The organism is Variovorax sp. F042 (genome assembly GCF_057814215.1).
The window spans coordinates 26,306-42,166 of sequence record NZ_JBVASX010000016.1; the positions used below are offsets into that span (position 1 = coordinate 26,306).

The 15,861-nt window shown below is 63.3% G+C and carries 7 protein-coding genes; all 7 read left to right on the top strand.

Annotated features, from left to right (window positions below):
- Positions 1-40: 40 nt before the first annotated feature.
- The 7 genes from ACZYSP_RS30950 to ACZYSP_RS30980 all read left to right on the top strand — a co-directional run bounded on the left by ACZYSP_RS30950 (position 41) and on the right by ACZYSP_RS30980 (position 15,858).
- Positions 41-1,708, top strand: a complete 1,668-nt coding sequence (locus tag ACZYSP_RS30950; protein WP_489018277.1) for a methyl-accepting chemotaxis protein — start codon at positions 41-43, stop codon at positions 1,706-1,708.
- 77 nt (positions 1,709-1,785) lie between these two features.
- Entirely contained in the window at positions 1,786-3,726 is a 1,941-nt protein-coding gene (locus ACZYSP_RS30955; protein ID WP_489018279.1) for a methyl-accepting chemotaxis protein, read from the top strand.
- Between the two features lie 3 nt (positions 3,727-3,729).
- Positions 3,730-5,451, top strand: a complete 1,722-nt coding sequence (locus ACZYSP_RS30960; protein ID WP_489018281.1) for a methyl-accepting chemotaxis protein — start codon at positions 3,730-3,732, stop codon at positions 5,449-5,451.
- Between the two features lie 19 nt (positions 5,452-5,470).
- Positions 5,471-7,186: a methyl-accepting chemotaxis protein gene (locus ACZYSP_RS30965; RefSeq protein ID WP_489018283.1), complete on the top strand. Its 1,716-nt coding sequence runs from the start codon at positions 5,471-5,473 to the stop codon at positions 7,184-7,186.
- A 102-nt stretch (positions 7,187-7,288) separates the two neighbouring features.
- The gene (gene flgK, locus ACZYSP_RS30970; RefSeq protein ID WP_489018285.1) at positions 7,289-9,253 is read left to right on the top strand and encodes a flagellar hook-associated protein FlgK; all 1,965 of its coding nucleotides are present in this window, start codon (positions 7,289-7,291) and stop codon (positions 9,251-9,253) included.
- A gap of 38 nt (positions 9,254-9,291) precedes the next feature.
- A complete protein-coding gene (gene flgL / locus ACZYSP_RS30975; RefSeq protein WP_093077303.1) occupies positions 9,292-10,503 on the top strand; it encodes a flagellar hook-associated protein FlgL in 1,212 nt (403 codons plus the stop codon).
- 1,302 nt (positions 10,504-11,805) lie between these two features.
- Positions 11,806-15,858, top strand: a complete 4,053-nt coding sequence (locus tag ACZYSP_RS30980) for an RHS repeat-associated core domain-containing protein (protein ID WP_489018287.1) — start codon at positions 11,806-11,808, stop codon at positions 15,856-15,858.
- Positions 15,859-15,861 lie beyond the last annotated feature (3 nt).

Below are 15,861 nucleotides of genomic sequence, written 5' to 3' on the forward strand. Positions count from 1 at the left end.
CAGGCTCGGCCCCACACATTCACCTTTCAAGGCCTGCACCATGAAATTTCTCTCGAACCTCCGCATCGGCAACCGGCTGGCCATGGCTTTCGCCATCGTGCTGGGCTTGACCGTGATCTCGACCGCCATCGCGCTGGTCTCTGCGCGCAACAACGCGGAAGCTACGCGGGTCATGATGCAGAGCCCGCTCGCGAAGGAGCGGCTCATCTCCGACTGGTACGTGCTTACCTACTCGGCCATCGCCCGCACCTCGATGATCGCGCGCACGACCGACGAGACCCTGCCGGTCGTTTTTGCCGACGTGATCTCCGACAGCACGAAGAAGGGCAGCGAGACCATTGCCAAGGTCGAGAAACTGCTGGTGACCGAGGAGGAGAAGGCCGTCCTGAAGTCCATTCTCGATTTGCGCGCGAAGTACCAGACCGCCAAGGACGACGTGGGCAAGGCCAAGGCCAGCGGCAATGCGGTGGACACCGCGCGCGCCTTCAAGGAGTCGTTCCAGCCGGCCGCCAAGGCCTATGAAACCCGCGTGCTCGACCTGCTGTCGATGGAGCGCCAGGCCATCGACGACATGAGCCAGGCCATCGACGCGGCGAACACGCGCAGCTTCAACCTGCAATTGCTGCTGACGGTGCTGACGGTGGTCAGCGGCGGCATCTTCGCGTTCTTCATTTCACGCAGCATCGTGCGCCCGCTGGCGCAAGCCGTGCAGGTGGCCGAGACCGTCGCTGCCGGCGACCTGAGCATGCACATCGAAGTGGAAAGCCGCGACGAAGCAGGGCAGCTGATGCAGGCGCTGAAGAACATGAACGCCAACCTGGCGAAGGTGGTGGGCGAAGTGCGCACGGGCACGGAGACGATCGCTACTGCTTCGGGGCAGATTGCTTCGGGCAATCAAGATCTGTCTTCGCGTACTGAAGAGCAGGCGAGTTCGCTGGAGCAGACGGCTGCTTCGATGGAGGAACTGACCAGCACCGTCAAGCAGAACGCGGACAACGCGCGGCAGGCGAACCAGTTGGCCGTCTCGGCCTCCGAGGTCGCCGTGAAGGGCGGCAGCGTCGTCTCCCAAGTGGTGGACACCATGGGCTCGATCAATGCATCGTCCAAGAAGATCGTCGACATCATCGGCGTGATCGACGGCATTGCCTTCCAGACCAACATCCTGGCGCTGAACGCGGCGGTCGAAGCTGCCCGCGCAGGTGAGCAAGGCCGAGGCTTTGCCGTAGTGGCTTCAGAAGTTCGCAGCCTGGCTCAACGCTCCGCTGCTGCAGCCAAGGAGATCAAGACGCTGATCGGCGACTCGGTAGAAAAGGTCGAAGAAGGCAGCAAGCAGGTGGAAGAGGCTGGCCGCACGATGGACGAAATCGTCGGCAGCGTGAAGCGCGTGACGGACATCATGGGCGAGATCACCGCTGCCAGCCAGGAGCAAACGTCAGGTATCGAACAGATCAACCAGGCCATCACGCAGATGGACCAGGTCACGCAGCAGAACGCCGCACTGGTCGAAGAGGCTTCGGCAGCCGCTCAATCGCTGCAGGAGCAGGCCAGCAGCCTCGTGCAGGCCGTCAGCATCTTCAAGCTCGACGAAGGCCGCCAAGCCGCGCCTCGCGCGCAGGCCAGAACGCAACCGGCCAAGCGCGTCGGGTCGCCCTTGCCTGCGACACCGCAGCTTGCGGTGGCCGGTGCCGGTGACTGGCGCGAGTTCTGAACCATAGGCTTTCTGTAGTTATGAAAACCGCGAACCCCGCGAGGCGCGATCCCGCCTTCGTCTCCCTGGCTCGCACCATGACCCTCGGCGCCGTCGCAGGCATGCTCCTGGTGGTGACGTTGGTGCTGGCCGTTTTCTACGCGCTGGCCTCTTCGCAGCAGCAGCGCAGTGCCGCGCAGTACGCCAATGCCAAGGCCGAAGCCGTCGCCCGCTCGCTGGACATCTTCGACCAGACCATGCGCCTCACGGCGGAGAACGCCTTCGGCGTCTTCCGCCGCCAATTCGCGTCCAGCTTCGTTCTCGACGGAGCCGCGCAGGGAGCGCTGAGCAGCGACGGCACGCCCATCGACGCCAAGCGCATCGCGGAGGTGGATGCCTTCGCGCGCGATTTCCCCGGCGCCAATGCCACGGTGTTCGTAGCGCAAGGCGAAGATTTCCGCCGCGTCACCACCTCGGTGAAGAAGGAAAGCGGCGAACGCGCCGTCGGCACGCTGCTGGATCGCAAGAGCGGCGCCTATCCGGTGCTGCGCGAGGGCAAGCGCTTCGTGGGGCGCGTCATGCTGTTCGGGCGCCCCTACATGACGGTCTACGAGCCGGTGCGCGATGCAGCTGGGCGCGTCGTCGCGGTGCTCTACATCGGGCTGGACATTTCTCAACAGCAGGCTTCCTTCGGCGAAGCCGTGGGCAAGACGCGGATCTTCGAGACCGGCGGGCTCTACATCGTCAACCCCAGCGGCGGTGCCGATGCGGCGACGCTGGTCTTTCATCCGACGGCGGCCGGCAAGAAGCTGAGCGAGCTTCTGCCTGGTGACGAGTCGGCCGCCTGGCTGTCGCGGGTCGCGGCGCCTGACGCCATGTGGATCGACGACGCACGGGCGGTGCTTGCATCCGCAGCGAACGGGCAGCGGCGCTATGCCTCTGTGGCCAGGAGCGAGGCGACGGGCTGGCTGGTGGTGGCCGAGCTTTCCGCTTCGGAGGTGCTCGCAGGGCTCTATCGCCAGATGGCCTGGATCGGCGCCTGCATTGCGCTGGCGGCCCTCGTGTTGGGGGCGGCGCTGATCGTCTTCATCCGCCGCACCGTGCGGCCACTGAGCGTGCTGAGCGAGCATGTGCAGGCTCTCGGCCAGGGCGACCTGTCGCAGCGGTTGGACTCGGCCCGCCGTGACGAGATGGGCGTGATCACCCGCGCCGTGGAAAGCATGCGCGAAGGCCTGGCCGGCGTGGTGGGCGGCGTGCGCGAAGGCACCGATGCCATCGCCACCGCCTCGGGCCAGATCTCCGCCGGCAACCAGGATCTTTCGACGCGCACGGAGGAACAGGCGAGCTCGCTGCAGCAGACCGCTGCATCGATGGAAGAGCTCACCAGCACCGTGAAGCAGAACGCCGACAACGCGCGGCAGGCCAACCAGCTGGCGCTGTCGGCCTCCGAGGTGGCGCTCAAGGGCGGCGATGTGGTCAGCCAGGTGGTGGACACCATGGCCTCGATCCATGCCTCGTCGAAAAAGATCGTGGACATCACAGGCGTGATCGACGGCATCGCCTTCCAGACCAACATCCTGGCGCTCAACGCCGCGGTGGAAGCAGCGCGCGCGGGAGAGCAGGGCAGGGGCTTTGCCGTGGTGGCCGCCGAAGTGCGCAACCTCGCGCAGCGCTCGGCCGCAGCGGCCAAGGAAATCAAGGGTCTGATCGATGACTCGGTCGGCAAGGTCGATGCGGGCACCGCCCTGGTGGGCGAGGCCGGAAGGACCATGGAAGAAATCGTGGGCAGCGTGAAGCGGGTGACCGACATCATCGGTGAAATCAGCGCCGCGAGCCACGAGCAGACCTCGGGCATCGAACAGATCAACCAGGCCATCACGCAGATGGACCAGGTCACGCAGCAGAACGCGGCACTGGTCGAGGAAGCCTCGGCCGCAGCCCAGTCGCTGCAGGAACAGGCCGGCAGCCTCGTGCAGGCCGTCAGCATCTTCAAGCTCGGCGAAGGCCGGCAACACACGGTATTGGCCTTCTCGGCCTGAAAAATGATCAAGTCTTTCTACAACCTCAAGATCGCGACCAAGCTGCTTGCGTCGTTCATCGCCGTCCTCGTGCTGACGGCCTGCCTCGGCGTGATTTCGGTGATGCAGCTCGGCAAGGTTCACGAGATGTCCACCGACCTCTCGACCAACTGGCTGCCGGCCACGCGCTCGCTGCTGGAGCTGAAGGGCATGGTGGCGAGCTACCGGGCGCAGGAGACGGAGCATGCCTTGTTGGGTTCGTTCACCGAAATGACTGCGCACGAGAAGGCGATGGACGAGTCGTGGGCGGTGCTGCAGAAGAAGCGCGCCGAATATGCGACGCTCATCTCGGAGCCCGAGGAGCGCGAGCTCTATCCGGTGTTCGAGAAGCTGCTGGCGCAATACGCGCTCGAGCACAACAAGATCGTCGCCATCTCCAATACGCAGGACATCGACCAGGCGGCCAATCTGATTCGCGGCAAGTCGCAGACTTTGAGCCGCGAGATGAACGCGACGCTGGACAAGCTGACGCAGGTGAACCTGGCAGGCGCCCTTCGCGCGGGCCAGACGGCCGACGCGGTGCACGGGCGAGCCAGGCTCTGGGTGCTGGGCCTGCTGCTGGGCAGCATGGCGCTAGGCCTGGGGCTGGCGCTGTGGATCGCACGCATCGTCGCGCGGCCGCTGGCGGAAGCCGTGAAGGTGGCGCAGTCGGTGGCGGCAGGCGACTTGACCAGCCGCATCGAGGCACGGACGACGGACGAAACCGGGCAATTGCTGGAGGCTCTGAAGGGCATGAACGACAGCCTCGTGAAGATCGTGAGTGAAGTGCGCACGGGGACCGACACCATTGCCACGGCTTCGAGCCAGATTGCTTCGGGGAATCAGGATCTGTCTTCGCGCACGGAAGAGCAGGCTAGCTCGTTGGAGCAGACGGCTGCCTCGATGGAAGAGCTGACCTCGACGGTGAAGCAGAACGCGGACAACGCGCGGCAGGCGAACCAGCTGGCCGTGTCTGCCTCTGAAGTTGCCGTGAAGGGCGGCAGCGTTGTCTCGCAAGTGGTCGACACCATGGGTTCGATCAATGCATCGTCCAAGAAGATCGTCGACATCATCGGTGTGATCGACGGCATCGCATTCCAGACCAACATCCTCGCGCTGAACGCGGCAGTCGAGGCGGCACGCGCCGGCGAGCAGGGCCGTGGCTTTGCTGTCGTCGCCTCCGAAGTGCGCAGCCTCGCTCAGCGCTCGGCTGCCGCCGCCAAGGAAATCAAGACCCTGATCGGCGACTCGGTCGAAAAGGTCGAAGAGGGCAGCAAACAAGTTGCAGAGGCTGGCCGCACGATGGACGAAATCGTCGGCAGTGTCCGCCGCGTGACGGACATCATGGGCGAGATCACCGCTGCCAGCCAGGAGCAAACGTCAGGCATCGAACAGATCAACCAGGCCATCACGCAGATGGACCAGGTCACGCAGCAGAACGCAGCGCTGGTCGAAGAAGCTTCGGCCGCAGCCCAGTCGCTGCAGGAGCAGGCTGGCAGCCTCGTGCAGTCCGTCAGCATCTTCAAGCTCGACGCCAACGCCGCGGCCACAACACGCCCCGGCTTCACGCGCATCACCCCGATCGCCAAGCCCGTCAAGCCCGAGCCGAAGCGCCCCGCCAAGGCCTTGCCCACCCGCCGCGAACCCGCCGCAGCCCCACAGCTCGCTGTAGCTGGGGATGCAAAGGGCGACTGGACGGAATTCTGAGTCTGCTGGAGGAAATCAAATGAACTTGAAGAACCTGAAAATCGGCACCCGCCTGGGCCTCGGCTTTGCGGTCGTGCTGCTCCTGATGTTGGTCATTGCCGCCACCGGCATGCAGCGCCTTGCGAGTGTGGGCAAGGCCACGGAAGACATGATGCAGAACGCGCTGGTCAAGGAGCGCCTGGCCAACCAGTGGTCCAACCTGCTCGGGCCGGCAATCGTCAATTCGTTCGCGATGGTCAAGGCGACAGACCCCAAGGCGGTCGCCTACTTCGAGAAGGGCCGGGCCGACAAGTCGGCGCTTATCAACCCGGTGCAGAAGAAGCTCGAGGAACTGCTGACCTCTCCGGAAGAGAAGAAGCTGTATGCCGGCGTGGCCGATGCTCGCGGCGTCGTGCTCGCGACCATCGGGAAGATCAACAAGCTCAAGACCGAGGGGAAGAACGAAGAGGCCATGGAAATGGCCGACAACCAGTTCGCGCCCGCACTCACCGTCTACGAGGAGGCCGTGGCCAAGCTCGCGGCGTATCAGCGCGACCGCATCGACGAACTGGCGCAAGACATCGAAGCCAACCATACGACCGGCGAGACCACGTTGATGGTGCTGTCGGGCATTGCGCTGGTGCTGGGGGCGTTGTTTGCATGGCGCCTGACACTGGGCATCGTGCGTCCGCTGGGGCATGCGGTGGAAGTGGCAGAGACGGTGGCCGCGGGCGACCTGAGCACGCATATCGAGGTGGAAAGCCGCGACGAGACGGGGCAGCTGATGCACGCGCTGCGAGAGATGAATGCGAGCCTGGCGAAGGTGGTTGGTGAGGTGCGTACGGGCACGGAGACGATCGCCACTGCTTCGGGGCAGATCGCCTCTGGCAATCAGGATCTATCTTCGCGCACGGAAGAGCAGGCGAGTTCGCTGGAGCAGACGGCTGCTTCGATGGAGGAGCTGACCAGCACCGTCAAGCAGAACGCGGACAACGCGCGGCAGGCGAACCAGTTGGCCGTCTCGGCCTCCGAGGTCGCCGTGAAGGGCGGCAGCGTCGTCTCCCAAGTGGTGGACACCATGGGCTCGATCAATGCATCGTCCAAGAAGATCGTCGACATCATCGGCGTGATCGACGGCATTGCCTTCCAGACCAACATCCTGGCGCTGAACGCGGCGGTCGAAGCCGCGCGTGCGGGTGAACAAGGCCGTGGCTTCGCAGTGGTGGCCTCGGAAGTCCGCAGCCTCGCACAACGCTCCGCTGCTGCAGCCAAGGAGATCAAGACCCTGATCGGCGACTCGGTAGAAAAGGTCGAAGAAGGCAGCAAGCAGGTGGAAGAAGCTGGCCGCACGATGGACGAGATCGTCGGCAGCGTGAAGCGCGTGACCGACATCATGGGCGAGATCACCGCTGCCAGCCAGGAGCAAACCTCGGGCATTGAGCAGATCAACCAGGCCATCACGCAGATGGACCAGGTCACGCAGCAGAACGCCGCACTGGTTGAAGAGGCTTCGGCAGCCGCTCAATCGCTGCAGGAGCAGGCCGGCAGCCTCGTACAGGCGGTGAGCGTCTTCAAGCTCGATGCCAACGCCGTCGCCACCACACGCCCCGGCTTCACGCGTATCACCCCAATCCCGAAGCCCGCCAAGCCAGCACCCAAGCGCCCCGCCAAGGCCTTGCCCACCCGGCGCGAGCCTTCTGGCGCCCCGCAACTCGCCATGGCCAACGACGCCAAGGGCGACTGGACCGAGTTCTGACCCGATCGACCCTCAACTTTCGGCTGGCGCTGCCGATATAGACCCAGAGGCATCCAGGCGATGCCACCTCATTTCACACACCTCATCGACAGGTAAAGCCATATGTCCGGAAGTTTGTTCTACACGGGTCTGAGCGGCCTCGGCGTTGCACGCACCGCGCTGATGACCACGGCCCACAACACAGCCAACGTGTACACCGCCGGCTACAGCCGCCAGGTGGCAGAGATCGCCACGGGCAACGCCACTGGCACAGGCTCGGGCTTCATCGGCTCGGGTGCCAACGTCACGACCGTCTCGCGCAGCTACGACCGCTACCTGACGGCGCAGCTCTCTATTGCGCAGTCGACCTCGGCTGCGCTTGCCACCAACAGCACGCAGATCAACCGCATCGACACCCTGCTGGCCGACAAGACCTCGGGCATCGCGCCGCTGATGCAGAGCTTCTTCACCAGCGTGCAGGGCGTGGCCAACACACCGGCCGACCCGGCGGCGCGCCAGCAGATGATCAGCTCGGCGCAGGCGCTGGCCAGCAAGTTTCGCGCGACCGACCAATACCTGTCGGACCTGAACTCCTCCGTCAATGAGCAGATCGTTGGCAGCGTGGACCAGATCAACACCTACGCCAGCAAGATCGCCAGCCTCAACCAGCAGATCAGCCAGATCAGCGCCATGGCCGGCGGCCAGCCTCCCAACGACCTGCTCGACCAGCGCGACCAGCTCGTGAGCGAGCTGAGCCAGGTGGTCGACGTGAAGGTGCTGCAGCAGGACAACGGCAAGTACAACGTGTTCATCGCCACCGGCCAGTCTTTGGTGACGGGCGACTACGCCGCCACTATGGCCGCGGTGAACTCCGCCGCCGACCCGTCGCGCAAGGCCGTGGCGCTGCAGGGCTTTGCCGGCAACACGACCGAGCTGTCAGATGGCGTCATCACCGGCGGCACGCTCGGCGGGCTCATGAGCTTTCGACGTGACACGCTCATTCCCACGCAAAACTCCATCGGCCGGCTCGCCATGTCGGTGGCCGACGCCGTGAACGCGCAGAGCAAGCTGGGCGTGGACCTCAGCGGCGCACTGGGCAAAGACTTTTTCACGCAGTCCGTGCCGGGCGTGCTCTCCAACGCAAAGAACGCGGGCAACCTCGAGCTCACCGGCACGCTCTCGAACGCGTCGCAACTCACGACCAGCGACTACAACGTGAGCGTCACCGACGTGGCCGGCACGCTGACCTACTCGGTCACCCGCCTGTCGGACAAGCAGTCGATGGGCTCCTTCACCACCTTCCCCATTACCTTCGACGGCGTGAGCCTCGCGGCCGCCAGCGGTACCGCGCAGGCCGGCGATTCGTTTCTGGTGCAGCCCACGCGCACCGGCGCGCGCGACCTTGACGTGCTGACGCTCGACCCCGCCAAGGTGGCCGCGGCATCGCCCATCGTCACCGGCAATACCGTCGGCAACAAGGGCTCCGGCGCGCTGGGCGCGGCCACGGTGGATGCGAGCTACCCCGCAACGCCGCTGGGCGGCACCGTCACGCTGAGCTACGACGCGACCACCGGCAACCTGACCGGCTTTCCGGCCACCTCGGCCGTGACCGTCACGCTGGCCGATGGCACCAGCACCAGCTACGCGGCCGGCACGCCCGTGCCCTACACCGCCGGCGCGAAGATGAGCTTCGACGGCGTCACCGTTGCAATGACCGGCGCGCCCGCGCAAGGCGACACCTTCACCATCGGCAAGAACACCGCGGGCGTGTCAGACGGCAGCAATGCGCTGCTGCTGGGCGCGCTGCAGCGCAAGACCACCATGGCCAACGGCACCGCAACCTTCAACGGCGCCTACTCGCAGATCGTCAGCGAAGTCGGCAACCGCGCCATGGCCGTCAAGGTGGCAGCCACCACGCAAGACAGCGTTACCAGCCAGATCAAGGCCAGCCAGCAGGCCATCTCGGGCGTGAACCAGGACGAGGAAACCGCCAATCTGCTGATGTTCCAGCAGATGTACCAGGCGAATGCGAAAGTGATCCAGACCGCCTCGACCATCTTCGACACCATCCTCGGCATTGGCAGCTGAGCCAGCCCAACGTCAAGCAGATTCAACAAGGCAAAGCGATGCGCATCAGCACCCAATCCTTTTACGAACAGAACGTACTGGCCATGGGCCAGCAGCAGCAGAAACTGTTCAGGGTCCAGCAGCAGCTGGCGACCAACTCAAAATTTCTCTCGGCCGGCGACGACCCTGTGGGCGCCGCTCGCGCACTCGGCGTCAGCCAGACGCTCTCGGAAATCTCGCAGTACGCCACCAGCCGCCAGCGCGCGTCGCGATCGCTCTCCACCGAGGAGAACGCGCTCAACTCGGTGACCTCGATCCTGCAGAACATCAAGGCCCTGACCGTGCAGGCCGGCAACGGCACGCTGTCGGACGCCGACCGCGCATCGCTCGCCACCACCATCCAGAGCAGCTACGACCAGCTGGTGGGCATCGCCAACTCCGACGACGGCAACGGCCAGTACCTGTTCGCAGGCTTCAAGAGCGGCTCCCCGCCCTTCGTGGCCACGGCCAGCGGCGGCGTGCAGTACGTCGGCGACCAGGGCCAGCGGCTGATGCAGGTTGACGTGGCGCGCCAGATGTCCACATCGGACGACGGCCGCAGCGTCTTCCAGTCGGTGCAAGGCGGCGCGGGCTATGTGGCGTCAGGCGCCGCGGGCAACACCGGCACCGGCGTGTTCGGCTCCGTCAGCGTGACCGACGCCACCGCGCCCAACTACGGCAAGGACTTCACCATCACCTTCAGCGCCACCGACTACACGGTGACGACCAAGGACACGCCGCCCGTGGTTGCAGCCACCGGCCCTATCTCGGCGGACACGCCCATCAACTTCGGTGGCGTGCAGATCAAGATCACCGGCACGCCGGCGGCTGGCGACAGCTTTGATGTGTCTACCGCGAAGAATGCCGGCACCGATGTGTTCGCTGCGATCGGCGAACTGGTGAGTGCGCTGCGCACGCCGCTGAGCGGTGGTGGCGCGGCTGCGCAGGCGAAGTTGCAGAACGCGCTGGCCACAGCCAACGTGAAGGTGACGAACGCGCATGACAACGTGCTGACGGTGCTTTCTTCTGTGGGCTCGCGGCAGAGCGAGATCGATGCGCTGGACTCGGGTGGGGGGGATCGCAAGCTGCAGGAAGAGTCTTATCTGTCTTCCATTGAAGACCTGGACCCGTACAGCGCGATTGCGGAGTTTTATCAGCGGCAGTCTTCGTTGCAGGCGACGCAGATGACGTTTGCTAAGTTGAATAGCATTTCGTTGTTTAACTATTTGTAGAGGGACGCAGCTGTGTTTAGGGGCAGTTGAAACCTCTCTCAGGTTCTTTGGTGAAGATGAAATCTGACTCTGAATCTCTTCGAAAGATGTGAAGAAGGACGCGAAGCCGTTGATTCCCGCCCTCTCCCTGGCTGGAAGGCGACCACAGGGGGCTGGGCACGGGCATGACTTAACGGGGGGCGTCGGTCTGGTGGTTCTCTTTAATAGATAGCCCCCGTTAACTGAGGCAGTGATCTACATGCCGATTCGGGCCGAGAAGCCCAGGGCCACGAGCATTCGGCCCGACGGGCATGCATTCCCTGGGTGATGCCTCTTTGAGATTCATCATCGAGGTCTATCTCTGCTGTACCTCAGTCGCTGCACTCCTTCGCCCTGCTGGCGCAGACGACCTTGGGCTAGACCAAAAAGTGGAAGCGGTCTCATCACCTTGGGATGCATGGCACTTCGCGCCGCTATGTCAGCGCTCCTTGAAGCATCGGCGCCGGTCGCCATGACCACGCGACATGAGTTGGGCTGGCGTGTCCTCAGGCCCGCGTGTAGTCGCTCATCGACAACAGTGCCCAGATGTGTTGCGTACTTTTCCATTCAGCGCATCGACTAAACCCCCCGTGCCGTTGATCTGTCGTTGTTTGCATGTGGCCTTTCGGCTAACCTGAAACAACTTGTACGGAGTGCGCTGTGTGGCAGTGCGCGTCATCTGAGAGGGTGATCGATTGTTCAAGAAATGCCGAGTTTCGCGGCTCGTAAAGAGCAGATCGTTGATGCTCAGAAGCACAAACGAGAAGCATGAGGGAGAGTGTGATGAGGGTGTTGAAGACGCAGGGGAGCATTGCTCGATGGGAGCACCCGATAAGGGTGTATGCGTTCTTATGGACGGGACTGGACGGTAACCAAGCTTCTCGGCACGTCGCGCTCCTTGTGCGATTGCTGATCGTCGGGATCTTGTGGATGGGCAGCACTGCAAACGCCTCTTTCACGACGACGGTCCGCTATTACATGCAATCGCCCCTAGTGGCCTATTCGACTGCGTCGCTTGCGTGTCAAGCTTCCGTAGATCTGCAGCGAGCGAGCTCAGGTCCCGATATACGCATATCTGGGGAAGGCCCAGTTCAAGCGCCTCCAATCTACGGAGGCGGTGACTATTGCCGTATCACGCAAGAGTATCTGAATAACCCGAACAACCCGCCACCGACGGTAGCCTACTACTCAATTGGTTCGGTGGCCGATGCGTGCCCGGCGTACAGCGATTCAATCAGTCCTGGCACTTGCGAGTGCAAATTCGGATACCGCGAACAAGGCAGCATGTGTATTCCCGCGCCCCCACCTCGCGAAATCTGCACTCGCCCCGTTGCTGGCCTTGTGTTTGGCAATCCAATCGTTCCCGCGACAGGTGACAAGCTGCAGATCGATAGGGACTATGAAGATGGTGGCCCCAACCCGCTTTCTTTCGTTCGCACCTATCGCAGTACATGGGGTCTCCATTCAGATCGGGCCTCGATTGGCTTGGGTCGCGCATGGACGCACAACTATGCCGAACGGCTGGCAATCAGCACCACGAGCGTGACTGCTTTCGACGCAGAAGGTCATGCGCAGACGTTCACTCAAACAGGAGGCTCCTGGTCGACGATCGGCGAACCCGATGCGCTCACGCCAGTTCCGAGAGGCTGGCGTTACTACAGGGCGCAGGATGGTGCAACGCTGAACTTCGATTCGATGGGGCGGATTCAGACGCTCATCGCTCAAAACGGCTGGACCACAACATACGCATACGACGGTGCCGGTCGTCTTGCAACCGTCTCCAATGGGTTTGGCAGAACGCTCACTCTCTCGTATGACCCCGTTGGGCAACTGGGCACGGTAACGACCCCCGACGGCCGAACACTGAGCTACACCTACAGTGCGTCGGGAGAAGTGGCCAGCGTCACCTACCCGGACGGCAAGCGCCGCAGCTATGCCTACGAATGGAGTAGTTACTCGCATCACCTCACTACGATTTTCGATGAATCGAACACGCGGTTCGCGATGTTCTACTACGACAGTGCGGGGCGAGCCACCGCGACTAGCCGGGACGGCGCTGAGCGCTACGACGTCAGCTACCCAACATCCAACATTGCCTCAGTCCGCGATCCACTCGGTACGCTGCGATCATTCAGCTACGGAAAGGCGGTTGGCCAGCTGGTGGTGACGGCGAGCTCCCTGCCATCCGGAAACAATGAAGCGGATGCCTCCTCCCGTGTTCAGGACGCCAACGGCCTGATCACTTCGGAGACGGACTTCAAGGGCGCGGTGACCGTCACGACCTGGGACGTTACCCGCCGTCTGCCCACCACCGTGGTCTACGCCTCCGGCACCCCCGATGCACGAACAGTGACCACCCAATGGCACGCGACCTTCTCGCTGCCCGTGCTGGTCACCGAGTCCGGCCGCACCACTGCCTACACCTACGACGCCCTCGGCAATATGTTGTCGAAGACGGTGACCGACACCGCGACCAACAAGGCCCAGCTCTGGCAGTGGACCTACAACACGTCGCAGCTGGTTGATGCAGCCACGGAGCCCAACGGTGCTGCATCGAGCTACACCTACGACACTCGAGGCAACGTCCTCACCGTCACGAACGCCCTGGGCCACGTCACCAGCTACGCCTACGACACAGCCAACCGCGTCGTCAGCTCAACTGCCCCCAGCGGCCTCGTCAGCACCTACACCTACGACTTGCGCGACCGCCTGCTGACCCAATCCGTCGGCGGTCTGACCACGGTCCTGACCTACAAGCCCTACGGCACGGTCGAGACAGTCACGTTGCCCGCCGGCCTCGTCCTGACCTACACCTACGACGCAGCCCATCGCCTGACTGGCTGGAGCAACAACCGAGGCGAGAGCGGCACCTACACCCTGGACGGCATGGGCAACCGCACCGCCGAGCAGATCAAGGACAGCGCCGGCAACGTCGCCTGGAGCGTGGCGCGCACGGTCAACAACATCAACCGCCTCTCCGCCAAGACCGAAGGCCCCAATCAGTCCAACACCTTCGGCTACGACGCCAACGGCGAACTAATCAGCTCGACCAACGGCCTGAACCAGAGCACCCAGTACGGCCTGGACAACCTGCGCCGCGTCAAGGCCGTGACCGACGCGGCCAACGCCAGTGCCACCCTCGCGTACAACGCCCTGGATGCGGTGACAGCAGCCAGCGACTTCAAGGGGGTCGTGACCAGCTACACCCGAGACGCCCAAGGCAACGCAACAACCGAGAGCAGCGCCGATACAGGTGGAGCCAGCACCCAGTACGACAACCTCGGCCTGCCCACCCAGATCACCGACGCCCTCGGCCAGGCGACAACGATTACGCGCGATGCATTGGGCCGCCCGACAAGCCTGGTCTTCGCCGACGGCAAGACCACCACCCTGCGCTACGACCTCACGGCCAACAGCAAGGGGTATCTGTCCGAGATCGTCGACCGCAGCGGCACCACCGAGTACACCCGAGACACTTTCGGCCGCGTCACCCTCAAGAAGCAGACCCTGGCCAACGGCAGCCTCCAGCAGGTCAGCTACGCCTACAACCCCAATGGCACGCTGGCCAGCATTGGCTACCCCAACGGCGGCGGCGTGCTCGCGCACACCTACGACAGCACCGGCCGCCTCACAGGCCTGAGCCTGAACGGCACCCCGCTGGTCACCGGCATCGCCTGGAACCCGCTGGGCCAGCCCACGGCGTGGACCTGGGCGTTCGCGAGCCCCTCCATCGCAGCCAGCCGCACCTACGACACCGCAGGCCGCCTGACCGCCACCGAGTTCAGCGGCTACACCTACGACGCAGCAGGGCGCATCACCAGCCTGACGCAGAACCTCTACCAGCCCGGCGACACCGACCCGACCCACAGCACCATCGCCAATGCCAACGTCACCTGGAGCGTGGGCTACAGCGCCGTGGGGCGCATCGTGAGCTTCAACGCCACGGGCAACACGGCAGGCTTTGGCTACGACGCCAACGGCAACCGCAGCAGCAGTACCCGCGCTGTCGATGGCACGAGCACCAGCCGCACCTACACGGTGGGATCGACAAGCAACCAGCTCACGGGCTTCAGCCAGACCATCAACGGCGCGAGCAGCACGAGCGTGAGCTACGGCTACAACGCCAACGGCGACCTCTTGACCGATGGCCTGCGCAGTTACACCTACGATGCCGAAGGCAGGCTGGCCGCAGCAACGACGGGTGCGACCGATGTCAGCCCGACCACGCGCTATGCGCACAACGCGCTGGGGCAGCGGGTGTTCAAGACCGAGCCGCTGTACCCGCCCAGCCAGGGCGACGAGGCCGACCCGGGCTTCATGCAGAGCCTGATCGCGTTCTTCACGAAGCTGTGGAGCCCGAGCACGACACAGGCGGAGCAACTGGGCTATGCGTACGTCTACGACGAGCAGGGCACGCTGATTGCGGAGGTGGGCAGCGGGGGCACGAACAGTGCGGGGCAGAACCAGTACATCTACCTGCCGACGGGCAATGGGCCGATGCCGATTGCGGCTGTGATCAATGGCGCCACCTATGCCATCCACAGCGATCACCTGAACACGCCGCGCAAGCTGACGAACGAGGATGGCCAGGCGGTCTGGCAGTGGGGCTACAGCGCGTTTGGGGAAGAGGAGCCGACGACGGCGGCCAAGCGGTTCACGGGGCCGACCACGATACCGAGCACGGGTATGACCTCCATTGCAGACGTGACCTTCAATCTGCGGTATCCGGGGCAGTATGCGGATAAGGAATCGGGGTTGTTCTACAACTATTTCCGCTCATACGATCCGAGGACTGGTCGCTATCCGCAGGGTGACCCTATTGGACTTAATGGGGGGTGGAACAGGTTCGCTTATGGGGATGGGAATCCCCTGCTTTTCAGCGATCCAATGGGGTTGCTGACATGGAAATCATGGTGGGACGGATCAATCTCTGGGTTTCAATCTGGAATAGATGATCCGTTGGGCGCGCTTTCCATGACAGTCCAAGGACTTGTCCCAGGCGAGGGGCCTCTTGTCAACGCGATCGGAAGAGGATTGGGTGGCCTCAAGACGTTATGTCTTGGGAGGCGAATTAAAGAGAATTCGGCCATCGGACCTGCATTGGGTTGGACCAAAAAGGGTGCAAACACTGATGCCTCTAGGATCGCGGAAGAAATCGCTACGAAAGAGGCGATGCAGGCTTCCGATGTACAAAAGCTTGTAAAAGATGGTTTCACCAAGACTCAGCTTGAATCGGTAGCAAAAAAACTCGAAGATTCGGTGAGTAAGACGGACAATAAATTAATTCAAAATAGAATTGAACACCTGAAAAAAGCAATCAACCTTTGGCCGTATTAAAGA

Excerpts from the sequence above, each read along its gene's own strand:
- ACZYSP_RS30950 (WP_489018277.1), top strand. The coding sequence starts at position 41 with ATGAAATTTCTCTCGAACCTCCGCATCGGCAACCGGCTGGCCATGGCT.
- flgL (WP_093077303.1), top strand. The coding sequence starts at position 9,292 with ATGCGCATCAGCACCCAATCCTTTTACGAACAGAACGTACTGGCCATG.
- ACZYSP_RS30960 (WP_489018281.1), top strand. The coding sequence starts at position 3,730 with ATGATCAAGTCTTTCTACAACCTCAAGATCGCGACCAAGCTGCTTGCG.
- ACZYSP_RS30955 (WP_489018279.1), top strand. The coding sequence starts at position 1,786 with ATGACCCTCGGCGCCGTCGCAGGCATGCTCCTGGTGGTGACGTTGGTG.
- ACZYSP_RS30965 (WP_489018283.1), top strand. The coding sequence starts at position 5,471 with ATGAACTTGAAGAACCTGAAAATCGGCACCCGCCTGGGCCTCGGCTTT.
- flgK (WP_489018285.1), top strand. The coding sequence starts at position 7,289 with ATGTCCGGAAGTTTGTTCTACACGGGTCTGAGCGGCCTCGGCGTTGCA.
- ACZYSP_RS30980 (WP_489018287.1), top strand. The coding sequence starts at position 11,806 with ATGTGTATTCCCGCGCCCCCACCTCGCGAAATCTGCACTCGCCCCGTT.